21 protein-coding genes are annotated in these 24,399 nt (G+C 67.2%); 11 read left to right on the forward strand and 10 right to left on the reverse strand.

The window, feature by feature from the left end; translation table 11 throughout:
- Positions 1-16 precede the first annotated feature (16 nt).
- From ACH82I_RS04005 to mtrA, 3 genes are read right to left on the reverse strand one after another with little or no spacing between them, the layout of a single operon-like run.
- Positions 17-1,738 (reverse strand): LpqB family beta-propeller domain-containing protein, encoded by a 1,722-nt coding sequence (locus ACH82I_RS04005; RefSeq protein WP_413335641.1) that lies wholly within the window; start codon positions 1,736-1,738, stop codon positions 17-19.
- On the reverse strand, positions 1,735-3,603 hold the full coding sequence (mtrB, locus tag ACH82I_RS04010) for an MtrAB system histidine kinase MtrB (RefSeq protein ID WP_413335642.1): 1,869 nt from the start codon (positions 3,601-3,603) through the stop codon (positions 1,735-1,737). Before mtrB ends, ACH82I_RS04005 begins: the two co-directional genes overlap by 4 nt.
- The gene (mtrA, locus tag ACH82I_RS04015) at positions 3,600-4,280 is read right to left on the reverse strand and encodes an MtrAB system response regulator MtrA (RefSeq protein WP_230743618.1); all 681 of its coding nucleotides are present in this window, start codon (positions 4,278-4,280) and stop codon (positions 3,600-3,602) included. The genes mtrB and mtrA overlap by 4 nt, the downstream gene beginning before the upstream one ends.
- A 135-nt stretch (positions 4,281-4,415) precedes the next feature.
- On the opposite strand from mtrA, the gene ACH82I_RS04020 reads away from it, so the two are divergent.
- From ACH82I_RS04020 to ACH82I_RS04040, 5 genes are read left to right on the forward strand one after another with little or no spacing between them, the layout of a single operon-like run.
- Entirely contained in the window at positions 4,416-5,468 is a 1,053-nt protein-coding gene (locus tag ACH82I_RS04020) for a hypothetical protein (RefSeq protein ID WP_413335644.1), read from the forward strand.
- Complete coding sequence (locus ACH82I_RS04025) at positions 5,465-6,226, forward strand: hypothetical protein (protein WP_413335646.1); 762 nt, start codon at positions 5,465-5,467, stop codon at positions 6,224-6,226. Before ACH82I_RS04020 ends, ACH82I_RS04025 begins: the two co-directional genes overlap by 4 nt.
- A complete protein-coding gene (locus ACH82I_RS04030; protein WP_413335648.1) occupies positions 6,223-7,476 on the forward strand; it encodes a DUF4350 domain-containing protein in 1,254 nt (417 codons plus the stop codon). The genes ACH82I_RS04025 and ACH82I_RS04030 overlap by 4 nt, the downstream gene beginning before the upstream one ends.
- Positions 7,473-8,570: an AAA family ATPase gene (locus ACH82I_RS04035; protein WP_413335650.1), complete on the forward strand. Its 1,098-nt coding sequence runs from the start codon at positions 7,473-7,475 to the stop codon at positions 8,568-8,570. Before ACH82I_RS04030 ends, ACH82I_RS04035 begins: the two co-directional genes overlap by 4 nt.
- Positions 8,571-9,857, forward strand: a complete 1,287-nt coding sequence (locus ACH82I_RS04040; protein ID WP_413335652.1) for a DUF58 domain-containing protein — start codon at positions 8,571-8,573, stop codon at positions 9,855-9,857.
- Between the two features lie 57 nt (positions 9,858-9,914).
- Here ACH82I_RS04040 and ACH82I_RS04045 read toward each other — a convergent pair whose 3' ends face one another.
- Entirely contained in the window at positions 9,915-10,913 is a 999-nt protein-coding gene (locus tag ACH82I_RS04045; protein ID WP_413335654.1) for a stage II sporulation protein M, read from the reverse strand.
- A gap of 68 nt (positions 10,914-10,981) precedes the next feature.
- Between ACH82I_RS04045 and ACH82I_RS04050 the strand changes: the two genes are divergently transcribed.
- A complete protein-coding gene (locus ACH82I_RS04050; RefSeq protein WP_413335656.1) occupies positions 10,982-11,803 on the forward strand; it encodes an RDD family protein in 822 nt (273 codons plus the stop codon).
- A 34-nt stretch (positions 11,804-11,837) separates the two neighbouring features.
- Here the strand turns inward: ACH82I_RS04050 and ahcY are convergent, their stop codons facing one another.
- From ahcY to ACH82I_RS04065, 3 genes are read right to left on the reverse strand one after another with little or no spacing between them, the layout of a single operon-like run.
- On the reverse strand, positions 11,838-13,298 hold the full coding sequence (gene ahcY, locus ACH82I_RS04055; RefSeq protein WP_413335658.1) for an adenosylhomocysteinase: 1,461 nt from the start codon (positions 13,296-13,298) through the stop codon (positions 11,838-11,840).
- Between the two features lie 42 nt (positions 13,299-13,340).
- The gene (manB, locus tag ACH82I_RS04060; RefSeq protein WP_413335660.1) at positions 13,341-14,801 is read right to left on the reverse strand and encodes a phosphomannomutase/phosphoglucomutase; all 1,461 of its coding nucleotides are present in this window, start codon (positions 14,799-14,801) and stop codon (positions 13,341-13,343) included.
- Positions 14,798-15,187 (reverse strand): DUF3499 domain-containing protein, encoded by a 390-nt coding sequence (locus tag ACH82I_RS04065; protein WP_413335662.1) that lies wholly within the window; start codon positions 15,185-15,187, stop codon positions 14,798-14,800. Before ACH82I_RS04065 ends, manB begins: the two co-directional genes overlap by 4 nt.
- A gap of 88 nt (positions 15,188-15,275) precedes the next feature.
- On the opposite strand from ACH82I_RS04065, the gene ACH82I_RS04070 reads away from it, so the two are divergent.
- Positions 15,276-15,638, forward strand: coding sequence for a metallopeptidase family protein (locus ACH82I_RS04070; RefSeq protein WP_230743607.1), 363 nt, complete (start codon positions 15,276-15,278; stop codon positions 15,636-15,638).
- A 16-nt stretch (positions 15,639-15,654) separates the two neighbouring features.
- On the opposite strand, the gene ACH82I_RS04075 is transcribed toward ACH82I_RS04070, so the two are convergent.
- The 3 genes from ACH82I_RS04075 to ACH82I_RS04085 are packed head-to-tail and all read right to left on the reverse strand — an operon-like array spanning position 15,655 to position 20,434.
- Entirely contained in the window at positions 15,655-17,112 is a 1,458-nt protein-coding gene (locus ACH82I_RS04075; protein WP_413335664.1) for a DUF5719 family protein, read from the reverse strand.
- The gene (locus tag ACH82I_RS04080) at positions 17,109-20,156 is read right to left on the reverse strand and encodes a glycosyl transferase (protein WP_413335666.1); all 3,048 of its coding nucleotides are present in this window, start codon (positions 20,154-20,156) and stop codon (positions 17,109-17,111) included. The genes ACH82I_RS04075 and ACH82I_RS04080 overlap by 4 nt, the downstream gene beginning before the upstream one ends.
- Positions 20,153-20,434 carry a WhiB family transcriptional regulator gene (locus tag ACH82I_RS04085; RefSeq protein WP_413336738.1) on the reverse strand — a complete coding sequence of 94 codons (282 nt, stop codon included), beginning with the start codon at positions 20,432-20,434 and terminating at the stop codon, positions 20,153-20,155. The genes ACH82I_RS04080 and ACH82I_RS04085 overlap by 4 nt, the downstream gene beginning before the upstream one ends.
- A gap of 506 nt (positions 20,435-20,940) precedes the next feature.
- Here ACH82I_RS04085 and ACH82I_RS04090 point away from each other — a divergent pair.
- The 4 genes from ACH82I_RS04090 (at position 20,941) to ACH82I_RS04105 (ending at position 24,304) form a co-directional block, all read left to right on the forward strand.
- Positions 20,941-22,068 carry a coenzyme F420-0:L-glutamate ligase gene (locus ACH82I_RS04090; RefSeq protein WP_230743604.1) on the forward strand — a complete coding sequence of 376 codons (1,128 nt, stop codon included), beginning with the start codon at positions 20,941-20,943 and terminating at the stop codon, positions 22,066-22,068.
- 95 nt (positions 22,069-22,163) lie between these two features.
- Positions 22,164-22,862 carry a hypothetical protein gene (locus ACH82I_RS04095; protein ID WP_413335668.1) on the forward strand — a complete coding sequence of 233 codons (699 nt, stop codon included), beginning with the start codon at positions 22,164-22,166 and terminating at the stop codon, positions 22,860-22,862.
- Positions 22,850-23,629 (forward strand): CoA transferase subunit A, encoded by a 780-nt coding sequence (locus tag ACH82I_RS04100; protein WP_230743602.1) that lies wholly within the window; start codon positions 22,850-22,852, stop codon positions 23,627-23,629. The genes ACH82I_RS04095 and ACH82I_RS04100 overlap by 13 nt, the downstream gene beginning before the upstream one ends.
- A gap of 12 nt (positions 23,630-23,641) precedes the next feature.
- Positions 23,642-24,304, forward strand: a complete 663-nt coding sequence (locus ACH82I_RS04105; RefSeq protein ID WP_230743601.1) for a CoA transferase subunit B — start codon at positions 23,642-23,644, stop codon at positions 24,302-24,304.
- Positions 24,305-24,399: the final 95 nt, after the last annotated feature.

The following is a 24,399-nucleotide window of genomic DNA, read 5'->3' on the forward strand; positions in this document are numbered from 1 at the left end:
CGGTCTCCGATCAGCCTCAGCCAGGGTAGGAGGGATCCTTGGCCGCGACGTCGACGAGCTTCTGCCACGCATTCGAATTGTAGGAGTAGAGCCCGCCCGAGGAGTTCGTGACGAGAATCGACCGACTGTCCTCGCCCGCGGCGATGCGATCTCCGTCGGGGACCTCGCCGAGCTGCTCGGACGGTCCGGTGACGCCGATGCGGAACGGCTGGGTCCCATCGCCCTCCATCGCCGCCAGAGCCACGAGGGAAGTCGACCCCGCCCAGGAGATGTCCTTGATCTCGTCGAAGTTCGAGCCGACTTCGATCGGGGCATCCGAGACTCCGCTGGAGGGATTTCCCGCCTTGTCCCGTGGCACACCGACGACATCGATGCGGTCGGGTTCGCTCTTCTGGCTGCTCAGCACGGCGATACGTGTGCCGTCTCGGGAGACATCGAGATCGACGAGCTCGCGACCGGAGAGGAAGTCAGCGGCCACGGTGTAGTCCTGTCCGTCTCTGCCGATGGCCGTCAGTGCGCCCTTGTTCTCCTTCTCACCCGTCCAGGCCGTGTTGAACCTGTCGAGACTGGGCCGCACGAGCCTCTTGCCTTCGTAGATCGCGGTGGCGGCCCCGGTGTCCGTCTTGAAGCGCATGAGCTTCTTGCCGTCGTCCTGGAGATAGACGTAGAGGGAGTCGTCGAAGGATACGGCCGGGTCACTGGCTCCGGCACCCTTGAGATCCGGGCTGTTCTCGACCTTCGCCACCGTCGTGCCGGAGACGCGCGAAAGACTGTTGTTCGCGAGCACCACCGGGGGTCCGTCGACCTGCACGGAGGAATCGGTCTTCGGCTGCAGACTCGCCGAGACGACCTGACCGCCGATCGTGAGTTCGATGTCGGAGATCGAGGGAATGACCTTGAGCGTCGAGGCGATCTGCTGTCGGATGAGCCCCTTCTCCCGATCGGTCGGAGCCGGGTCCTGGGCCTCCAGGGAGATGTGGGCGATGCCGTTCTCGATCCTCACGACATTGGAGTCGCTGAGTTTGGCCCCATCCGGAATCGCGGTGATGACCGCCCCGGAGAGATAGGAGGCCGGGCCGCTGAGCAGTTCGTTGATGATGGCCGTCGGAGTCGATGACGAGCGCAGGAACCACCGGGAATCGGGCACGAGATAGGAATAGTCGGAGGTGAAGAACTCCAGAGAGTAATTGAGGAAGATCGTCTGGAACTCCGCCTGGGAGATGAGCAGGCCGTCGGGCGCCGAGGAGATTCTCCACTCCCCGTTCTCCTGCCGCAGGGAGAACTCGAGGGTCGACTGAGTTCCAGGCTTGGTGGAGGTGTACACCCCCGAGGAGTCGACGAGTCCGACGACCGGCGGTGAGATCGTCAGCGTCTTCTGATCCGAGGTGACCCCGATGTTGAGGGAGTCGAGGTCTGTGTCGTTCGACAGCAGGGACACCGACTCCTGCGGGTTCCATTCCTGCGCCTCGGCGTCGGTGAGGAAGGACTTCGCGACCGAGAAGTTGTTGCCGGTCCCGGATCCTGCCGCGAGGAACCCGCGGACGATCTCGCCGATGCTGTCACCGGGCGCGGGACCATCGGGGATCCTGGCGTTGCTGGCTCCGTCATCGCCGGAGTCGGCTTCGATGTGGCCGACCGGCGACGACGTGGGAATCGAGGAGCAGGCGGCGAGCAGAACGGAGGAGCAGAGGGCGAGGACGAGCAGGCTCAGGCGTCTGCGCCTGCGATTCGCACTCATCGTGTTCCTCCTTCGTCGGTCTTCTCACCGTGCTCGTCCCAGTTGTTGTCGTTCGACGTCGATTCCGAGGGGCTCGCCTCCGAGGCTTCGGGAACCATCGGCAGGGACCTAGCGGCCGCGGGAGTGTCGGGTTCGTCAATGTACCCGCCCTCGGTAGGAGTCACCTGATCGGCTTCGACGACGATCGGGATCGACCCGGTCTGGATGCGCACGGATCCGTCGGAGGACAGAGGTCCGGCCACGAGCGCGGCCCCCTGGATCTGCGCATCACGTGGAGGCAGCGGCAGCGGGGAGGAGGTGATCTCCTGGTCGGGTCGTCGCGGGATCGTCAGCCGGAAGCACGAACCCTCCCCGAGCTTGCCCCAGACCTGGAGCCAGCCGTTGTGCAGGTGGGCGTCCTCGAGCGAGATCGCCAATCCCAGGCCGGAACCGCCCAGGGTGCGCTTGCGGGCCGGATCCGCGCGCCAGAACCGGTCGAAGACGTGCTCGACCTGCTCTTCGTTCATCCCCACACCGTGGTCGCGGACGCTGACCGCTACCGCCTCGGCGTTGGAGGCGACGTAGATGTCGATCGGGTTGCCCTCTCCGTGCTCGATCGCATTGACCACGAGGTTGCGCACGATCCGCGTGATCCGCACCCGATCGACCTCGGCCATCACCGGTGAGGAGGGGGCATGGACGACGATGTTCGTCGACATCTGGTCGGCGACCATGGACACGGTTTCGATGACGGCGGTGACGATCGCCCCGACGTCGACGGGCTTGGCGACGAGGGCGGCGGCGCCGGCGTCGTAGCGGGAGATCTCCAGCAGGTCGGAGAGCAGGGAGTCGAAGCGCTCGGCCTGGGAGTTGAGCAGCTCGGCGCTGCGGGCGGTGACCGGGTCGAGCTCGTCCCTCGAGTCGTAGATGAGGTCGGCGGCGGCACGGATCGTCGTCAGCGGCGTGCGCAGCTCGTGGGAGACGTCGGAGACGAACTGCCGCTGCAGCACGGAGAGCCGCTCCATCTGCTGGATCTGGTGCTGGAGCGTATCGGCCATGTCGTTGAAGCTCTCGCCGAGCACCGCGATTTCGTCGTTGCCGTGGACGGGCATCCTCTCATCGAGATCGCCGTCGGCGATCAGCCGGGCCACCTCGGCGCCGGTTCTCACCGGGGTCACGACGAGACGGGTGACGATCCACGCCACGGCGCCGACGAGGACGACGAGGACGAGGGCGGCCACGAGCATCGACTTCTGGACGAAGTCCAATGTGTTCTGCTGTTCGGTCAGATCGCCGAGATAGTAGAGCTGGAACTGTCCGGCATTGGGAATCTGCACCTCCTGGGAGATGAGCAGTCCCGGGCCGGTGCCGTCGGGCAGATTCACCGACTGGTAGAGCATGTCGTCAGTGGGGGCTTGACGGATCGCATCCTCGAGCTCGTCGCTGACCGGGACGTCCGCATTCGCCCCCTCCGAGTTCGAGCGTCCGGCGCTGATGGTCGAGAACGAGGAATTCGGATCGCTGGGTTCGAGCGTGAGCGAGTAGACGGAGCCGGTCGAGCGGTTGTAGATCGAGGACAGCTGCGAGCTCAGGGTCTCCTGGGTCACCGCCTGGCCGTCGACGGGCGCCAGCGACCGCAGCTCGGACACGATCGAATCGGCTTGGGACGACAGCGACTTCAGTCGCGTGTCGAAGAGTCCGCGGGAGATCTGCTGGGACATGTACGTCCCCACCCCGAAGATGGCCACCGAGGTGAGGACGATGGTGAGGACGACGATCCGGATCTGCAGAGAATGGCTGAACGATCTGAGAAGGAAGTTCCAGAACGTCCGGATCGCCGAGGCTGCGGTGCGGACGGCGCCGCCGGCAGCCGACCCGCGGCTCACGCGGCTCTGCCTGCCTTATATCCGACTCCACGGACCGTGACGATGATGTCGGGCTTCTCGGGGTCGCGTTCGATCTTCGAGCGCAGCCGCTGCACGTGGACGTTGACGAGTCGGGTGTCGGCCGCGTGCCGGTAGCCCCAGACCTCTTCGAGGAGGGTCTCCCGGGAGAACACCTGCCAGGGTTTGCGGGCCAGGGCCACGAGCAGGTCGAATTCGAGCGGGGTCAGGGAGATCGGCGATCCGCCCTTGGTCACGGTGTGACCGGCCACATCGACGACGACGTCGCCGACGGTGAGCAGCTCAGGGGCCTGCGGTTCGGAGATACGCAGACGGGCCCGCACCCGGGCGATGAGCTCCTTGGGTTTGAACGGCTTGGGCACATAGTCGTCGGCCCCGGACTCGAGGCCGAGGACGACATCGACGGTGTCCGACTTCGCGGTGAGCATGATGATCGGGACCGAGGACACCTCGCGGATCTCGCGGCACACCTCGAGACCGTCCTTGCCGGGCAGCATGAGATCGAGGAGCACGAGGTCCGGGCCGACCTTCTGGAATTCGTCGAAGGCCTGATCGCCGGTGGCGCAGAAGAAAGGTTCGAAGCCCTCGCTTTTGAGCACAATTCCGATCATTTCGGCCAAAGCCGTGTCATCATCAACTACCAGGATACGAGCGTTCATGCTCCCATTGTCCCTTACACTCGTCTGTTCTTCCGTTCTCGACACTCCTACCCTATATGGCAGACGTCGTCGAGGACGCGACGGCGTCATCCGCGCTCGGCACGAACCTCGAAATCATGGCAGGATTGACAGGTGATGGGACGAGCGAACGCATGGACCTCCGAGGTGAACTGGCAGACCGGCCGGTGGCAGGAGCGTCAGCAGGAGGCAGGGCATCACGAGTGGCGACCGCCCGCCCCGCGCGGAGTCCTCGCCAAGCGACCGCTGACGTTCTTCGAAGTCCTCGATTCCGGGTTCCGGCTGCTGCGCTACATTCCCGGGCTGACCATCGGCGCCGCCCTCATCGTGTTCACGCTCTGGACTCTCCTGCTCACGGCCGTCGGCACATTCGCCGCGCTCAGGTTCCTGCCCTTCCTTACGGATGTCATGGGCAATGACGAGGCCATGTCAGGATTCCTCATGCTCGCGCAGTTGGGATCCTTCGCGATCAGCCTGCTCAGCCTCGGCATCGTCCATCTGCTTGCCGGGCTGAGTGCGGCCGGGGCGCAGAATTCCTTCGGCGCCCGTAAGACGACGCTGACACAGGCCTGGGCAGGGCTGCGCGGAAGACGCTGGTCGCTGATCCTTGCGACGCTGCTGATGAGCGGCATCAACCTCGGCCTGCTCATTCTGCTGAGCCTGCCCGCGATGCTGCTGGCGATCTTCGACAATCCGATCCTCGCCGTCGTCTGCGCGGTCATCGCGGTGCTGCTGTGGCTGTGCGCGCTCACCTGGCTCAATCTGCGCTTCGCGTTCCTCGGGACGACGATCGCGGTCGAACGCCTCGGCATCCGTGCCGCGCTCTCTCGCTCCTGGCGTCTGACGGGACGCGGCTTCTGGCGGACCTTCGGCCAGCTCGCACTCGGCTACTTCCTGTCCAATCAGCTCGTGCAGCTGATCATCGGACCCTTCGTCTTCATCCTCATGGCGGTGCTGGGAGGGGCCACGGCGCTGCTCAGCGATTCCACCACGATCCTGGCGGTCGGGATCGGCATCAGTGCCGTGGTCCTGGGACTGACGCTGATCTCCTCGGCCGTCCTCTTCGCCTACTTCGCCTGCCTCGTCTGCGTCTGCACCTTCGATCAGAGGATGCGCACGGAAGGCTACGACCTCGAACTCATCCGTGCCGAGGAGGGATCCCGCGCATGAGCCTGCCCACGCTCAGCCACCTCGGCGCCGCCCTGTCGGCACTGCCTGACCAGAGAGCCGTGATCGACCGTGACACGGGGCGCGAATGGGTTGAACGCGAACTCTCGAAAAGCGAGTACTCCGAGAACGACCTCACCCCGCTCGAGCAGATCGGACGCTGGCTCGAAGGGGTATGGGAGTCGCTGCTCGGCGCGGCCCTGCGCGGGAACTCCCCCTGGCTGCTGCTCCTCGTCGTCATCGTCGTGGCCGGGATCATCGCTCTCATCGTGTGGCGGGTCCGCCGCGTCGGCCTGCGCCGCACCCGCGTTCCCCTCGCCGCCTTCGACCCGGTGGTGGCGGTGCCCGAACCCGAGCCGTGGAGGCGCAGCGCCGCAGCCGCGGCAGCGGCCGGAGACTTCCGCACCGCGGTTGTCGATCAGGCGCGGGCGATCTTCGCTCTCCTGTCCCTCAAACAGATCGTGTCTCTCGACTCCTCCTCGACCGCCAGCGAACTCTCCCGCACGGCGGGGGCGGACCTGCCCGAGCACGCGTCCGAACTGCGGTGGGTCGCCGAGGTGTTCAATGAGCTCCTCTTCGGCGAGGCCTCCGACGACGCCGGCTCCGGAGACGCGACCACGACGCAGCACCGCCCTGACCCGGCGAGCAACACAAGCTATTCGCGGCTCCTCGACCTCGACCGGTCACTGAGCGCTCTGCCCGCGGCGCACCGTCACGCCGACGATCCGAGCTCCCGCCACCGCGAGGCGAGCGTCTCATGAGCGCCGGACTCGACGTCGCGCTCCGCGGCGCACGGACCACGGCAGCGGTGCCGCTGAGCGCTCGGCTGCGTTCAGCCGGGGTCTGGATCGCCGCCGCGGTCGTCATCCTCATCACCGTCATCGTGACGATGCTCATGACCTCCGACCGGGGGGAGGACGATCCACTGCACTACGATTCGACGTCCCGCGGCGGCGGCAAGGCCATGGTCGAGACCCTGCGCGAACACGGCGTCGAGGTGACCACCACCGAGGACGGCGAGGAGGCGAAGCAGGCCGCCGTCCGCTCCGACACCACGCTGCTGATTCCCGCGAACTCCGAGGTCCTCTCTCCCGGCGACATCGCCGGCCTCGAATCGACGCTGGCCGAGAACGGCAACGGCCTCGTGCTCATCGACCCCGGTTCGACGGTCGAGAGCTTCACCGACCGGATCACCGTCAACGACAACCTCCGCCCCCTGGGCAGCCCCGATGCCGTCTCCCAGCCGAACTGCCCGGTGCCCAGCGCCCAGGCCGCCGGAGCGGTGAGCACCGGAGAGGTCGAATATGCCGAGGCAGAGAAGGGCACCTCGGGGCTGAGCGCCTGCTATCCGCTGACCGGTCCCGGAGTCGAAGAGGTCGACGGCACCGAGGTGGCACCCGGCTCAGCTCGCGGACAGCTCATCGTCGATGAGGGCGGGGACGTTCCCCTGACCGTCATCGGCAACCCGGAATGGGCGATGAACCAGACCATCGACGAGGAGGGCAACGCCTCGCTGGTGCTCTCCGAGCTGTCCGGCAGCTCCCACCTCGTCGTCTACTATCCGCAGCAGAGCGGGGCCGAGGACACGCCGCCGTCGACGCTGGACTATGTGCCCAGCTGGTTCATCGCCGGTGCCGTCTGGCTTCTGCCCTGCGTGCTCATCCTGCTGCTCGTCCTCGGGCGCAGATTCGGACCGCTCGCGCTCGAACGTCTGCCCGCCGTCGTTCCCGCGGTCGAGACCGTGCACGGTCGGGCCGCCCTGTCCGCGCGCAGCCATGACCGCCTCGGCGCACTCCACACTCTGCGCACGGCGGCCCTGCTCCGGATCGCCAAGCGGCTGGCCCTGGGCCCCGAGACCCGGGCGCCGGACATCCTGTCGCAGATCGCGTACAAGACCGGCCGGGACCCGGCCCAGATCGAATCGGTCTTCGTCTCGGCGGCGCCGAGAACGGACGCCGAACTGACCGACCTCGTCCACCTGCTCACCCGCATCGAAAGTGAGATCCCATGACCCAGACGCCCAACGAGAACCCCACCCCCGCGCAGCCACAGGACGTCCGAGCCGACGCTGTCCGGTCTCCGACCGCAGAACCCCAGCCCTCTCAGCAGGTGCAGCAGCCGCAGCAGGTGCAGGAGACGCAGCAGGTGCAGGAGGCGGACCCGCTGCGGGAGGCGTTCGCCGGGGTGCGCACCCAGATTGCGAAGGCCGTGGTCGGTCAGGACGAGGCCGTGACCGGCATGCTCATCGCGCTGCTGTGCCAGGGCCACGTCCTCCTCGAGGGCGTGCCCGGTGTGGCGAAGACCCTGCTCGTGCGCAGCTTCGCCACCTCGGTCAGCCTCGACAGCTCCCGCATCCAGTTCACCCCCGACCTCATGCCCAGCGATGTCACCGGCTCCCTGGTCTACGATGCCTCGGCCTCGGACTTCAAGTTCCGCTCGGGTCCCGTGTTCACGAACATCCTCATCGCCGATGAGATCAACCGCACCCCGCCGAAGACCCAGTCCGCTCTGCTCGAGGCGATGGAGGAACACCAGGTTTCCGTCGGCGGCAGCCCCCGCAGCCTGCCGGAGCCCTTCATGGTCGCGGCCACGCAGAACCCGCTCGAGTACGAAGGCACCTATCCCCTGCCCGAGGCTCAGCTCGACCGCTTCCTGTTCAAACTCGTCCTCGGTCTGCCCGAACGCGAACGTGAGCTCGAGATCCTCGACCGACACGCCCGCGGCTTCGACGCCTCCCACCTCGCCGAGGCGGGCCTGTCCCCGGTCGCGGATGCGGCGATGGTCCACCAGGCCCGGGAGCGCATCGCCGGGATCTACATCGCACCGCAGGTGATCACCTACATCGTCGATCTCGCGCGAGCCACCCGACAGGCCCCGTCCCTGGCGCTGGGAGTCTCACCGCGCGGCGCCACCCGCATGCTCAGCGCCGCCCGCGCCTACGCTTGGTTGGCCGGCCGCAGCTACGTCACCCCCGATGACGTCAAGGCCCTAGTCCACATGACATTGGGGCATCGCGTGATTCTGCGGCCCGAGGCGCAGATGGACGGTCTCAGCGTCGGCCAGGTGCTCGATTCGATCGTCGCGACGACCGAAGTCCCCCGCTGAATGACGACCCGCCTGCTCCTGCTCGCCCTCATCGGGCTGATCCCCGTCATGCTCATGCCGGGGTGGGTTTCCGCAGTCGTCGTGGCCGCGGTCATCGTCATCGCCGCCGTGGTCGACTTCTTCTCGGTTCCCCCGCCGAGGTTGCCCGGACTCCAGCGCACCCCGGGACCGATGGTCAGGCTCGGCGACTCCACCCACTGCATTCTGTCGCTGGTCAACGATTCGTCGCGACGCCTGCGCATGCGCGTCCGCGATGCCTGGGCACCGAGCGCCGGCGCGGTGGACACGCGCTCACGCCATGATCTTGCCCCCGGCGAGCAGGTGCAGGTGCGCACCGTCCTGCGTCCCACCCGACGCGGTGCCCTGCACGCGGACAAGGTGACGATCCGCTCCCGCAGCCTGCTCGGTCTCGTCGAGAGGCAGAAGAGCTTCGATGTGCCGGCGATCGTGCGCGTGCTGCCGCCGTTCGTGTCCCGCCGCGAACTGCCCTCGAAGACGCAGAAGCTGCGCGAACTCGACGGCAGGTCGGCGGTGATGATCCGCGGCATGGGCACGGAATTCGACTCCCTGCGCGACTATGTCGACGGCGATGATGTGCGCTCCATCGACTGGCGGGCCAGTGCACGCTCCCAGGATCTGGTGGTCAAGACCTGGCGGCCCGAGCGTGACCGCCGCGTCGTCATCGTCGTCGACTCCTCTCGGCTCTCGGCTCGCCGCTGCGGGGACGGGACGGTCTTCGATGCCGCCTTGGAGGCCTCGCTGCTCCTGACCGCACTGGCCGCAGGTGCCGGCGACAGGGTCGACGTGATCGTCGCCGATGCACGGGTCCGGGCGATCGCCTCGAGCCATCGGTCAAAGGACCCGGTCCACGATCTCTCCGTGGCGCTGACCCCGGTCCATCCCGAACTCTACGATGCCGACTGGGAGCAGATCGCCTCGGCGGTGGTGTCGACCTCACGCCAGCACGCCCTCGTCGTCCTCGTCACCGCCCTCGACGAAGGCAGCGTCTCCGAGGAGATCCTGCCCGTGCTGCCGACGCTGCTCGCACGACACCGGGTGGTCCTCGCCTCCGTCGACGATCCGGATCTGCACGAGCTCGCCGGACACCGCGAGGACGCCGAGGAGATCTTCACCGCGGCCGCCGCAGAGGCCGAGCTGCTGAGGAGCAGGTCGCTGCAGACCCGGCTGCGCGGCATCGGCGTCCAGTCGGTCACCGACTCCCCCGAAGACCTGCCGGGGACTCTCGCGGATCTCTACATCAACCTCAAGGCCACCGGCAGGCTCTGAGCGGACGAAGGGTCAGCGGTCAGCGAGTCAGCGGCCCGTAAGTCAGCGGTCAGCGGTTCAGCGGTCGGTGGCCAGGATGGAGTACCCGGCCTGGTGCTCATCGAGATCGGCGGTGAGTCCGGCCCGCGCCGCACGCCTGCCGAAGTACCGGGCGTAGACGATGACGGCCGCCGTGTAGAGCACGCCGATGACGATCTTGAGCACGGGCGGGATCGGGTTCGGGGTGACGAAGCCCTCGATCAGTCCCGAGCCGAAGAGCAGAAGAACCAGACCGCCGGCCACGGTGAGCAGCGACCTGGCCTCGGAGGCCAGCTTGTTCCGGCGCAGCTGCGGGCCGGGGATGACCCAGGCGAAGAACAGACGCAGGCCCGCCGCGGCCGCCAGGATGATGCAGCTGATCTCCGGGATGCCGTGGGGCAGGATGTAGAGGAAGAAGTCGGCGCCCTTGTCGAACTCGAACATCATGGCCGCCGAGAAGCCGACGTTGACCGCATTGACGAAGATTCCCTGTACGACGAAGACTCCGGTGATGCCGAGCAGCACGAACTGCACGGCGATCCAGGCGTTGTTCGTCCACACCCCCACGGCGAAGAATCCGTTCGGGTTCTCCTTGTAGTAGTTGACGAAATCGTGTTCGGCGAACTGCTGACGGTAGGCCCGGTCGCCGAAGGTCTCGAGCACCTCTGGGTGTATTCCCGCCCAGAGTCCCGACAGTACGGCAAGAGCGAGAAAACTCGCGGCGACGATGGCGAAGTCCCAACGCAGCCGGTAGATCGACAGCGGCAGGCTGACGACGAAGAACCGCGACAGGCCCGACAGGCCGCCGGAGGGAACCGCGGAGAGATGGTTGCGGGAGCGGTGGACGATCGCGGACAGGCGGGCGGCCTCAAGAGAGTCGGGGGCCGTCGTCATGATCCGGGAGAGATCCTTCGAGGCGCTGCGATAGAGGTCGAGGAAGCGCTGGGCCTGGGAGGGACTGAGCGTGTTCTTCTTCGCCAGCATGGACAGCTCTCGCCAGTCGTCACCATGCAGTTCGGCCAGAAGGTTCGGGTCCATGCCCCCAACCCTATCGGAGACGAGCGGGCCCGAGAGGAGAATCGGGTGGTGTGTGACAGGATGGATGGGTGAGCACATTGGTGACAGGCGAAGCCGTCGAACTGAGCATCCAGCCCGCAGCCCTGGCAGCCCGGGCGCTGAGCTGTCTGATCGACTACATCGTGTATACGATCGTCAATGTCGGTCTGCTCATCGCCATGTTCTGGCTCCTGTTGCGGGTCCTCGAACTCAATGAGCTGCTCCTGGGCTCGGTGATGACGATCATGAGCCTCTCGGTGTTCGTATTTCTGCCGATGATCATCGAAGTCCTCACCCACGGACGTTCGCTCGGCAAACTCATCCTCGGACTGCGCGTGGTCCGCGACGACGGAGGCGCCGTGCGGATCCGTCATTCGTTCATCCGGGCGATCCTGTGGCCCTTCGAGATACTCAGCACCGGCGGCGGCATCGCCGCCCTCTCCGGGCTCGTCTCGGCACAGTCGAAGCGCCTCGGCGACTACCTGGCCGGAACCATGGCCGTGAGCGAACGCAGCGCCCCACCGCTGCCGGTGCGCACGCATGTGGCGCCGCAGCTGCAGAACTGGCTGGCCCAGACCGACGTGGCCGGTCTCCCCGAGGGCCTGCACCGTCGCATCGTCCAGTTCCTCGCCATGTCGGAGAACCTCGGGCCCGAGTCACGCTGGGACCGAGCCAAAGAGCTGGCAACGGAACTCAACCCCTATGTGGCGCCTGCACCCCCGGAGGGCACCCTGCCCGAGCAGTTCCTGTCTGCGATCATCCACCGTCTGCGTGCCGCGGAATTCGACAAGCAGCAGCGTCGCAGCGCCCAGTCACGGGCCTTCCGTGAGGGAGTCGACGTCCTCCCCCACGGCCTCAGCCTCAGCCGCTGAGGCCAGTGCTGAGCGCCATCCGGCGATGCGGCGATCAGTACCGGTAGTGCTCGGGCTTGTACGGTCCGGCCACGTCGACGCCGATGTACTCGGCCTGGTCCTTCGACAGCTCCGAGAGCTTCGCGCCGAGGGCGGGCAGATGGAGCCTGGCGACCTTTTCGTCGAGTTCCTTGGCCAGGCGGTGCACACCGTTGTCGTAGTCATCGTGGTGGGTCCAGAGCTCGATCTGCGCAAGCACCTGGTTGCTGAACGACGCACTCATCACGAACGAGGGATGGCCCGTCGCATTGCCGAGGTTGAGCAGGCGTCCCTCGGAGAGGACAAGGAAGTCCGTGGTCTCCCGGCCGAGTCCGCGCTCGGCGGGAACGGGCACTGACCATTCGTGGACCTGCGGTTTGATCTCGATCTTGTCCACACCGGGCAGCTTCGCCAGACCGGCGAGGTCGATCTCATCGTCGAAGTGTCCGACGTTGCCGATGATCGCTCCGGGCTTGAGGCTGGTGAGCACGTCGACGCCGACGACTCGGGTGTTGCCGGTGGTGGTGATGATGATGTCGGCCTGCGGGGCGACGGTCTCGAGGAGCTCGACCTGGTAGCCGTCCATCGTCGCCTGCAGGGCGCAGATCGGGTCGATCTCGGTGACGATGACGCGTGCGCCCTGTCCGCGCAGCGCCTCGGCCGCACCCTTGCCCACATCGCCGTAGCCGATCACCACGGCGATCTTGCCGCCGATGAGCACATCGGTGGCGCGGTTGAGTCCGTCGGGCAGGGAATGGCGGATGCCGTAGCGGTTGTCGAACTTCGACTTCGTCACCGAATCGTTGACGTTGATGGCTGGGAAGGGCAGGTTGCCCTCGGCGGCGAGACGGTAGAGCCGGTTGACTCCGGTCGTCGTCTCCTCGCTGACTCCCCTGATGCTCTCGGCCAGCCGGGCGAAGCGACCGGGTGAGGAATCGATCGCCTTCTGCACCTGGGTGAGGAAGACCTTGTACTCCTCGGGATCGTCCTCCCCCGCCCCCCGGGCTCCCCCGGCGGCTTCGGCCCGGGCTCCTTCGAGCACGTACATCGTGGCGTCGCCGCCGTCATCGAGGATGAGGTTGGCGCCCTCGGCGAAGTCGAAGATCTTGTCCGCAGCCCACCAGTACTCCTCGAGCGTCTCGCCCTTCCAGGCGAAGACGGGTACTCCGGCGGGAGCATCGGGAGTGCCGGAGCCGACGACGACGGCGGCCGCCGCTTCGTCCTGGGTCGAGAAGATGTTGCAGCTGGCCCAGCGGACCTCGGCGCCAAGGGCAGTGAGCGTTTCGATGAGCACCGCCGTCTGCACCGTCATGTGCAGGCTGCCGGCGATTCTGGCGCCGGCCAGCGGACGCAGGCCCGCGTATTCCTCACGCAGGGCCATGAGGCCGGGCATCTCCCGCTCGGCCAATCGGATCTGATGTCGTCCGGCTTCGGCCAGGCTCAGATCGGCGAGTTTGAAATCGGTGAATACTGGCACAGTACCTCCATGAGAACGGAAATCGTCGGAACTGATTCGAGTCTATTTGCTTGCCCGGGACTGGACGAACTCGCTGACCTGCGCCGTCATCGACTTCACCTGTTCGGCATCGGCGGCCTCGATATTCAGCCGCACCAGGGGTTCGGTGTTCGACTTGCGCAGGTTGATCCACCAGTCCGCGCCTTGGAGCCCGATGCCGTCGAGATCCTCGACCGTGTTCTCCGGGAAGTCACCGGCATGGGCGGCGAATTCGGCGAGCACGCGGTCCGGGTCGGCCACGGTGAAGTTGATCTCTCCGGATTGGACGTAGAGATCGTAGTCGGCGACGAGACGCGAGGCCGGAGAACCGGTTCCCGAGAGTGCAGCGATGAGGTGGCAGGCGGCGAGCATTCCCGAATCCGCACAGTAGAACTCGTCGAAGTAGAAGTGCGCGGAGTGCTCACAGGCGAAGACCGCGCCCGTTTCGACCATCATCGTCTTGATTCCCGAGTGCCCGACCTTCGAGCGCAGGGCACGGCCGCCTGCCGCGGCGATCGTGGCGGCCACGCTGCGTGAGGTGATGAGGTTGTGGATGACCGCGGGCGATTCGTCACCGGCTCGCTTCGCCCGGGCGATCTCGCGCTCTGCCACGAGTGCTCCGACCGCCGAGGCGGACATGGTCGCCCCGGTCTCGTCGATGAAGAAGCAGCGATCGGCATCTCCGTCGAAGGCCAACCCCAGGTCGGCGCCGTGGTCGACGACGGCGCGGGAGACGTCGAGGAGGTTCTCGGGCTTGAGCGGGTTCGCCTCATGATTGGGGAAGGTGCCGTCGAGTTCGGTGAACAGGCCGATGACTTCGAAGGGCACCGCGGCGAAGCCGGCATCGGTGCCGAAGACCTCGCCGAGGAGTCTGCCGGCCATCCCGTTGCCGCAGTCGACGACGATCTTCAGCTCGCGCACGGTGTCGACATGGGTGAGCTCGCGGATCCGTTCGACATAGCGCCGACGCATCTGAGCGGCGGCTTCGTCGTCGTTCGCGACCGGGTCGCCCGAGGATTCGGGAGCCTCGGGCGCCAGGTCCCGGATCCGCCCGAGCCCCGAAGCGAGGCTGACTCCCCCGGCGCGCGGCCCGCAGATCTTGATGCCGTTGTAGTCGGCGGGGTTGTGGCTAGCGGTGATCATCGCGCCGGGGATCTCGAAGATGCCGGAGGCGAAGTAGAGCTGGTCGGTCGAGCACAGTCCGAGGGCGATCGCCTGGGATCCGGCTGCTTCGACCCCGCGGGCGAAGGAATCGGCGAAGGCGGCCGAGCTCGGGCGCATATCGTGGCCGATGACCACCTCGATGTTCGAATGGATCTCCGACATCGCCTGCGCACTCGCCCAGCCGAGGCAGAACAGAATGTCCTCATCGAGCTGGTCGGGGATCCGCCCGCGGATGTCGTAGGCGCCCACGGCGGCCTCCAGTGCCTCCGTCCGCCGGGCTCGCAGGTCCCGGCTCGGCGTCGCCGCCTCGGATGCGCTCATGAGTCGCCGATGATGCGCAGGTGGCCGTGCTTGCGTCCGGGCACGGATCCGTCACCGCTGGTGGGGCCGCGTTCGCCTGAGGTGCCTGAGGACCGGGAGGGGGCATTGTAGTCGGCGCCCCCTGTGCCGCGACCTGCGGCTTCCCTGACGGCGTCGGCGATGGCCAGCAGATCATCGCGGGTGCGCTCCGGCGGAGCCTGGCCCGAGTCGATGCGGATCAGCTGCCAGTCGACGGGAGGGGTGAGCTTCGCCGCATGCTCGGCACATAGATCATGGGCCCCGGGCTCGGCTCGCCTGGCCAGTGGCCCGATGACGACGGTCGCATCAGCGTGCACGTACGTCATGGTGGCGGCGGCACTGCGCGAGCAGCTTACTTTCGAACACATTCTCACGGCTGACACAGTCCAATACTCTACACGCCGAACCCGCTCGATCCGGCCAGCCCCGGCCGGTCTGAGTCTAGAATGATATCCCATGAGAACCAGGCGCCATCGGGACCGGCACGGCCGTGGTCTGCGCTCCCCGCTGTTCATGGCCGATGTGCCCGCACGGATGCGGCGATCCGACAGCTTCGCCAAGGTCGCGGCGGAGGAATTCGCCGCTCTCCGCTCTCGAGAACCCTCCCTCCTCGCCGAGGTGGTGCTGGCCATCGATGCCGTCCCACCGCCGAGTTCCGTGGAACCGGCCTTCGGTCGGGTGTTCCCGGCGACCGCCGGGCGGCAGACCCATATCGTCCTCTATCGGCGCGTGATCGAGTCTCACAGCACCCCCGATCAGCGGGATTCGCTCATCGCCGAGGTGGTCTCCGACCAGGTCGACATCCTCCGTCGGACCTGACCCGACCCGAGGACGCTCAGCCCAGTCGGACGTCCCGGTAGGCCACACCGGCCGGTGCCGGAGCGGGTTCGACGGCGGAGATGCCGTCCTCGGTGGTCACGAGCAGGCTCGCGTGGACGCCGTCGGCCTGCGAGCCCGAGGCGTTCTGGCCCTTGATGACCAGTGCCCGCACTGCCTCGGGAGAGATCTCTGCGGGGCTGAGTTCGGTGGTGCCGGTCGGGTTGAGATCGAATGACTGCGGGTCGGTCAGCGAACCGTCGTCGAGCATTCCCTGGATCTGCACCTGCCCCTGACCCGGTGAGAGGTAGAGCGTTCCCGTGCCGGTTCTCGGCAGCGCCATGATCTGGGACTCGGCGAGGGTATCGGTGGCGGAGATGCGGCCGAAGTCGCCCGCACCCTTCTGTCCGTCCTTGCCGACCGTGGCACTGGCCTGGATCGGGCTCGGGGAGTCGAGGACGACGCTGGTCGCGTCGAGATCGCCGAGGTCGGCCTCGGCGACACCGCGGGCAACGACGGTCATGGAGGAGCGGGGGATGTCGATCTCACCGTTGGGACCATAGGCCTTGAGCGACACCTCGGCGAGGTCGTCGCCGGGATTGGCCACGCGCAGCTTCGCGTCCTTGCCGTCGAGTCCGGTGACGACCTGCTGACGATTCGCATCGGCTCCGGCGGCGGCAAGGTCGATGCCCTGCGGAGTCAGTCCGTCGAGGACGCTCTCCTGCACCGACCCTGCAACGACTCCCCCGTCGACGGTGACGTCGACGGCCAGAGCTTCGGCACCGGCGGCCAGACCGGCCAAACGCACAGCGCGCTGCGCACCGGGTTTGATGCTCAGCTCGGTCGGCTCGGATTCCTGACCCCGTGGGGTCATCACGGCCACCTCGGCCTGCACGGGCGCGTCGCCCGGGTTGCTCAGCAGCAGCTGGGAGTTCGAACCCGTCGCCCCGGATCCGGCCAGGATCCGGAAGCTGCTCGCCGCCTCGGCGCAGGTCAGCGTCGCCAGTCCCGTGAGGTCTCCGGAGGTGCCCTCGACGGTCTCGAGTCCCGTGGTCAGCGCCGGGGCGCCGGGCCGGGCGAAGCCGGTGATCAGCTTCGTCGCATCGATCGTGTCATCGCCGGAGACGAAGCCCGGAGAACTGGGGTTGTCGAAGTTCGCGTCTCCGCCGAGGTCGGCGACCTGCAGCCGCGCGGCGGAGAAGGAACCGTCGGCGGCGCTGATCGGGGCCGAAGCCGAGACCACTCGGGTGGACACGTTCGAGTCGTCGACGAACTCCGCGTCGGTGCCTTCGGCCTCCTCGTCGGTGAGCAGGGGACCGGGGCAGATCACCCGGGTGTCGGCCGTGGGCATCCGCACCTGTTCCGGGCTGCGGTCGAGTGTGCCGGGCGTGAGCGGGGTGAGGAACGAGGTGGTGGCCACGAGCACGCCGGGGACGGCGATCGCCGCGAAGGTCACGATGCTGCGCAGATGTCTCATGCTTTCGCCTCCGCGGAGAGTTTCGCCGTCGGCTTCCTGACGCTTCGGCGTTGGTAGCCGAACGGGATGGCCACGATCACGGTGAGCAGTCCGAGCACCCAGCCGAGGATCACCCCGGGTGCGTACAGGGGCGAACCGGAGGTCAGTTCGACCTCGCCGCCGGAACTCGGCAGGGTGAACTCGGAGGTCCACTCTTCGCTGGGCTCCGAGGGTGACGGCAGTTCGGCTCCGCCGATGCGTGCGGTGATCGCGTCCGAGGCGTCGGCGACGATGAGGGTGCGACCGTCTTCGCCGGGCGCCACCTCGACGCTGCTGCCGTGCTTCGATGCGGTGCTCAGCGTGCCGTCGGGTTCGCGGACGAGGAACCGTCCGCTGTAGTCGGTGTCGACCTGCCACAGGCCGCCGGACTCGGTGGGTCCCACCTGGACGAGGCCTTCGGCCGCGGAGACGGAATTCTGCAGATCACCGGCGGAAGAATCAACGAGGACGAAGTCGACCCCGAGGCGGCCGAGGAGCTCGCGCACGTCCCCGGCATCGTCGGCCGACAGCGCCGAGGCGGCCTGTGCGACGAGGGTCTGGTCCGGTCCGATCGGCAGCGGACGCCGCTCCCACGGCCAGCCTCCGACCGCCTCGGCGGAGTCGATCGTCGAAGTGCCGATGACCGTGCCGTCGGCGGAGGAGATGAGCGTGGCCAGCACCTCGCCGTCGACGTTGTCCAGGCGCAGGGTGCGTGCCTGCGTGTCTCCGGCGGCCCGGTCGGCGGCGAGGGCGGGGACGATGCCGTGCTCCTGCGGTTCGACGATGTCCGCCGAGGTGGTGCTCCGTCCCGCGCCGAGGACGATGAGTCCGATCGCGGCGAGGGCGACGAGTCCGGCGAGGCCGCGCATCGGCAGCCTGCCGGCGGTCGAGGTGCTCGCGGCGGTGCGCTCGACGCCGAGGGTCAGCAGCATGATCGAGCCGAGGCTGACCAGGGTCAGGCCCGCCGCAGGATAGGAGCCGATGAGCTGGAAGGGTCCGGTCTGGGCGGGGACGTGGACCTGGACGACGGCGAGGATCAGACCGCCGAGGTAGAGTCCCACGGCCCACATCAGCCGGGTGAGATCCAGGCGCGCCTCGATGAGGGTGAAGAACGCGAGGATGAGCATCGGCAGGACGATGAGCGGGGCCCAGAGGCCGAGGACGCCGGGGGCGACTCCGTCGACGCCGAGCGCCGCCAGCAGCTTCGCCAACCACGTCAGATCGAGCGGTTCGGGGAATCCGACGGCGAGCAGATAGCTCGGGGCCTGGGCCGGTGCGAGAGTCTGTCCGGGCATCGTGAACAGGGCACCCGGGTGGAAGAGCAGCGCCCACAGCCATGGCCAGGACAGGAACAGCGTGGGTGCGAGCAGCCACAGGTGGCGAAGCCCCCGAGCCGTGATGAGCAGGGCCGCGGTGCCGAGGACCGCGATGACGAGCATCATCGGCACACCGGCGATGAGCAGGAACAGCAGCAGCCCTGCGGCGGCGGAGGCGGCGATCGAGCCGGTGCGCAGGCTCCTGCGCAGGGCGATGACCAGCAGTGGTGCGCCGATCCAGACGAAGACCACGCCGAGGCGGCCGACACTGAGCGCGGTGATGAAGGTGGGTGCCGCGATCCACAGCAGGGCGGCGAAGCCGCGCACCCATCGGCGCCGGGCGATTGCGCCGGCCGCGAGATAGGCGGCGATGACCGCGAGGAGCGGGGCGAGGAGGATGAGGCATCTGGCCATGATGTCGACATGGCCGAAGAACGGCAGGGCAAGGATCCCGAGGACGAGCTGGTAGGGGTCGGCCGGTACCGCCGCGCCCGTGGAGATGTCGAGGTGCTGGCCGAGCAGTCGGGCGAAGAGTTCGCCGAGACCGACATCGGTGGAGCCGAGCCCGCCGCCGGTGAGGTGGCCGGGGCCGAAGAGGCGGAAGGAGACGAATCCGCTCAGTGCCGCGGCCAGGATCACGAGGTAGGTCAGGGGGTGGCGGACGAGGCTCGCACCGCCGGTGACCTCGAGCCGGGAGAAGGAGTCGATCGCCTCCTCGGTGTCGCCGACGGGGTTGAGTTCGGCTTCGTCGTTCGGTCCGCCGGTGGGCACCTCGGCGGCTGCGGCCGATTCGTCGGCGTTCATGCTTCGCCGCTGCACGGCGAGTTCGTCAGGGTCCGCGTAGAGGGCGGCCACATGGGAGGTGCTGCTGCGTTTGGCCAGGCGATTGCGCCGGGAGTTCGCGCGGCGCAGCGGCGCGGTCGTGGAAGCATCTGCGGCCAGGCCGAAGAAGGCCGAGAGGTACCAACCGGCGGAGCGGACGTTGTTGCCCAGCAAGCCGGCCAGCGTGTTCTTCAGCTGGGTGAGGGCGAGGAGGCAGAACAGTCCGAGGAATCCGGGCCGGGCGAGGCTGAGCCGGTAGCGCTGTTCGGTGCGGATCTGGAATTTCGAGATCGGGGGCAGCGGAGACGATCCCAGCTGGGCGGCTGTGGACTCGGAGACGCTGAGTTCGGCTCGCGGGGCCAGGACGACTCGTTTGCCGAGGTCGCGCAGGCGCCGCGAGTATTCGATCCCACGGTAGGCGGGGCCGAGGACTCGGGACGGGGCCCCGATCCGCTCGAGTTCGGCGGTGGCGATGAGCATGCCGGGCATGTCGAGGCCGAGCGTCTCCGTCTGTCCGTCACGCTGGCCCTGGTCGATCTCTCCGCGTCCGACGGGGTTGACCCTGGCTCCCGCCGAGGTGGTGGTGACCCCGGCCGAGACGATGCGTGAGGGGTGCATGATCTTCGGGCCGACCGCGGCAACTGAGGCTGTGGAGCCGATGGCGTCGAGGAGTTCGTCGAGGCAGTCCGCTGCCGGATCCGAATCGGGAGTGAGGAACCAGAGGAACTCGGATTCGGAGACGGCCGAGAGCTCGAGCGCATCCCTGACGGCAAGACCCCCGAGATCCACGACGGGGATCTCGGGGTATGTTGCGCTCAGAGCCGCTTCCAGCTCTGTCGTGCTGCTGTCGTCACCTGAGATGACGACGGCGGTGACGGCAGGTCTCACACGACCCTTTTCTTGAGTCGCCGACGTTCGCGTTCGGACATCCCACCCCAGATGCCGAAGCGCTCGTCATTGGCGAGTGCGTATTCGAGGCATTCCGAGCGCACATCGCAGGAGGCGCAGACACGCTTGGCCTCGCGGGTCGATCCGCCCTTCTCGGGGAAGAACGCCTCCGGGTCGGTCTGTGCGCAGAGCGCCTGGTCCTGCCACGACAGCTCTCCGTCCTCGGCGGCTCCCAGCAGAAGCGAGAGCGGCGAGACCGCGGAGTTGTCCGTGGGCAGCGGGGTCAGATCGTTCGGATCGACCGCCAATGGATCGGGCAGTGTGTCCGGTGTGCGAGCACCTGGTTCGATGAACCAGTCTTCGGCGCTACGGGCTGTCACTCCCGGCGCGGAGGAGAGATCGTCTCGCTCCTGCCATTTTCTCTGTGCGCTTTGCACGGTGTTCCCCTTTCTCACGCTTGAGCGGCTCCGACGCCCTGCCGACGAGATCGGCGTGGTGTACGGTCGAATCCGAGGATTCGTGCCCGGCGCGTTCCCCTTTAGGTATAAATTACACGTGTGTCATTACCGCTCCGTCAAGCCCTGATGGAGTATTGGAGGACCGCCGGACAGGCTAATAGAACACACTTTCACATACACGCGCGCCGGTAACCCCATATATAGCGACCGCCCTGGAGTGCCGCCACAACCTATGGTGTTTCCCTGAGCAGATCCGAAGAATTTCGAAAAGATTCCCCGTCGATGGGATTATGGAGACATGAGAGTCGAATCACCGCGGGCCGCCCATGAATGACCGCCTGCTCACCGTCTACGCTCCCCCGGTCGACGAAGACATCGAACCCGGCAGCGACCTCGCGGCGATCCTCATCAACTCACTGCGACGCAATCGCATCGACCTCAAGGACGGCGACATCCTCGTCATCGCCTCGAAGGTCGTGTCCAAGGCCGACGGTCGGCTGCGCACCGTCGACGATCGTGCCGAGTTCGAGGAGCTCGTGGCGAACTCGTCGACGCATCTCGTCGCAGAGCGGACCTACGGCTCGGGCACCACGGTCCAGATCGTGCGGACCCAGGCCGGCACGGTCCAGGCCGCGGCCGGCCTCGATCAGTCGAATTCGGGCGGCGCCGTCGTCCTCCACCCCCATGACTGCGATCATTCGGCCGCCGTGCTGCGCCAGCGCGTCGAGGCCTCGTTCTCGGTGCGCATCGGCCTCATCATCTCCGACACCAGCTCCCGCCCCTGGCGGATCGGGGTCTCCGACATCGCTCTCGGCCTGTCCGGATTCTCCGGGCTCGACGATCAGCGCGGCAGACCCGATGACGACGGCCGGGTGCAGTCGGTGACCGTTCGCGCGATCGCCGATGAGATCGCCTCGGCCGCCGACATCGTCAAGGGCTCCTCCCGCGGTCTGCCGATGGCCCTGGTCCGCGGTGCCGGCGGATATCTCGACAACGGCGGGGACGGGGCGAAGGCGCTCTCCCGTGAGCTCGGCGAGGATTGGTTCCGCTACGGCCATGTCGAGGCCATCCATCGCGGGCTCGGGGTTCCCGAGCTGCCCGGTCGGGCCGCCGCCGGTGACAACGGCGACGACATCCTCGAGAAGGTGTCGCGAGCGATCCGCGTCGTCCGGGCCGGCCAGTCCCGCACTCCCGGCCATGCCGCCTGGCGGATGCGCATCGAAGGCTCGGGTTCACGGATCACGATGAGCCCGTCGGACTCCCCCGCCACTGCGCAGTCCGGCGGTCCCCCGCTGCTGGAGGCGATGGTCGGACTCGGTTCGCTCGTCGAACGCCTCCACACAGCACTCTTCGCCGAGGACCTCAGCGCCACGACGAACTACCAGTGGGTCGACGGCGAGCTCGGAGCCTTCCCCCGAGGAGTCACCCTCGATATCACCCTCATCGTTCCCTGACCGGCACTCCGACCGTCATCCTGACCACCTCTCGCTGACCGGCACCAGAGAACTTCGCTGACCGGTGACCCGACGACCACGGAAGAAGACCCACCTTGGACCTGAGCACCATCTCCCGCACCGGCGGACCCGTCCTGCTATGGCGCGGACCCGACTATGACAGCCTCGACCTCACCGGTCCGGTGGTCGCAAACTGGGTGAACAAGGGCGTGGGCCTCTTCGGCGACTACGACCTCGGCCCCGACTTCACCCTCTGGGTTCCGACGCCGAACGGGCTGCATTGGCGCGAGGTCGTTGGCATAATCAGCGTTCTCCTCGCCGAGGGCCGCGTCGTTCTCGGCGATCGGCCCGAGGAGGACCATCACGCCCTCGTTCCCTTCGGCACCGAGTCTGATGAGTCTCTGTCCGATGCCGAGGAGATCTTCGTCTACAACCCTCCGGCACTGTCCCTGAGCACGCCCGTCGACGACGACTACATCGACGTCAACTCGGCCATCCGCGCCTATCCCGATCAGACTCCGCGTCGCCTGGCGGCCACCGGCAGCCTCATCGTCGACGGCAGGACGATCGACTGGGCCGGGGACCCCACCGATCCCGGCACCGGCTCGGGCAGGCCGGAGGGCCTGCTGGTGTCGAACTCGACCCCACGTGCGGACGAGTGGCCGCGATTCCTGCACCACCTCCTCGGCGGGGGTGAGATCCTCCTGGCCACAGGCATCGACGAGGGCCGAATAGCGGACCTCTCCGATCAGCTCGGAGACGTCCATGGCAGACTGGGCGCATGGACAAAGTAGTTGAGACCCCCGCCGAGGCGGTCGCCGATATTGCAGATGGTTCATCGATCGCCGTGGGCGGATTCGGTGTGGTCGGAGTTCCCGAGTTCCTGATCAGAGCGATCCAGGACCAGGGAGCCAAGGAGCTCGAGGTCATCTCGAACAATGCCGGCGTCGACGGACGCGGCCTCGGGATCCTGCTCGCCGATCATCGGCTGCGCCGCATCATCGCCTCCTATGTCGGTGAGAACAAGGAATTCGCCCGCCAGTACCTCTCCGGTGAGCTCGAGGTCGAGCTGACCCCGCAGGGAACGCTGGCGGAGAAGCTGCGGGCCGGCGGCGCCGGAATCCCGGCCTTCTACACGATCACCGGTGCGGGCACCCAGGTCGCCGAGGGCGGCATGCCGTGGAAGTACGACTCAAACGGCAATGTCGTCAAGGAATCCCCGGCGAAGGAGACGAAGGTCTTCGACACCTTCGGTGAAGAGAGGGAATACGTCCTCGAGAAGTCCCTGGCTCCCGACTATGCGCTGGTCCGCGCCGCCGTCGGCGACCGCCACGGCAACCTCGTGTTCCATTCCTCGGCCAGGAACTTCAACCCTCCCGCGGCCCAGTCGGCGCGGATCACCATCGCTGAGGTCGAGAAGCTCGTCGAACCCGGTGAGATCGATCCCGACGACGTCCACGTCCCGGGCATCTTCGTCCACCGTGTCGTCCCGCTGACGGCGGAGCAGGTGGCCGACAAGCCCATCGAGAAGCGCACCGTCCGCGAATCCACGAACGCCTGAGGAGAGCCAGTTATGTCATTGACAAGAAATCAGATGGCCGCTCGCGCTGCCCAGGAGCTCGAAGACGGCAGCTACGTCAACCTCGGCATCGGCATGCCCACCCTGGTGCCGAACTTCCTGCCCGAAGGCGTCGACCTCGTGCTCCAGTCCGAGAACGGCCTGCTCGGAGTCGGACCCTACCCGACCGAGGACGAGATCGACCCCGATCTCATCAACGCCGGCAAGGAGATCGTCACGATGCTCCCCGGTGCCTCCTACTTCGATTCGGCCGCGAGCTTCGGCATGATCCGCGGCGGCAAGGTCGATGCAGCGATCCTCGGCGCGATGCAGGTCGCCACGAACGGCGACATCGCGAACTGGATGATCCCCGGCAAGATGGTCAAGGGCATGGGCGGGGCGATGGATCTCGTCCACGGCGCCAAGCGCGTCATCGTCATCATGGACCACGTCGCCAAGGACGGCTCGCACAAGCTGCTGAACAGCTGCGACCTGCCCCTGACCGGAGAGCGCGTGGTCAGCCGCATCATCACCGACATCGCGGTCCTCGACGTCACCGGAGACTCCTTCACCCTCGTGGAGCTCGCCCCCGGCGTCACCGTCGACGAGGTCAAGGAGAAGACCGGCGCCGAGGTAGTCGTGCCCTCCGAGGTGCCGACCATCGACGTCGCCGCCTGAGTTCACACGCCCGCGGGGCGCTGCGCATCACTGCGCGGCGCCCCGCGGGTCTTCTCATGCCGTCGGGGCCGTCACGGGACGCGCGAACCCGTGTG

It is taken from the genome of Brevibacterium sp. GP-SGM9, from assembly GCF_047300845.1.
In the GTDB taxonomy this organism is placed as follows: domain Bacteria; phylum Actinomycetota; class Actinomycetes; order Actinomycetales; family Brevibacteriaceae; genus Brevibacterium.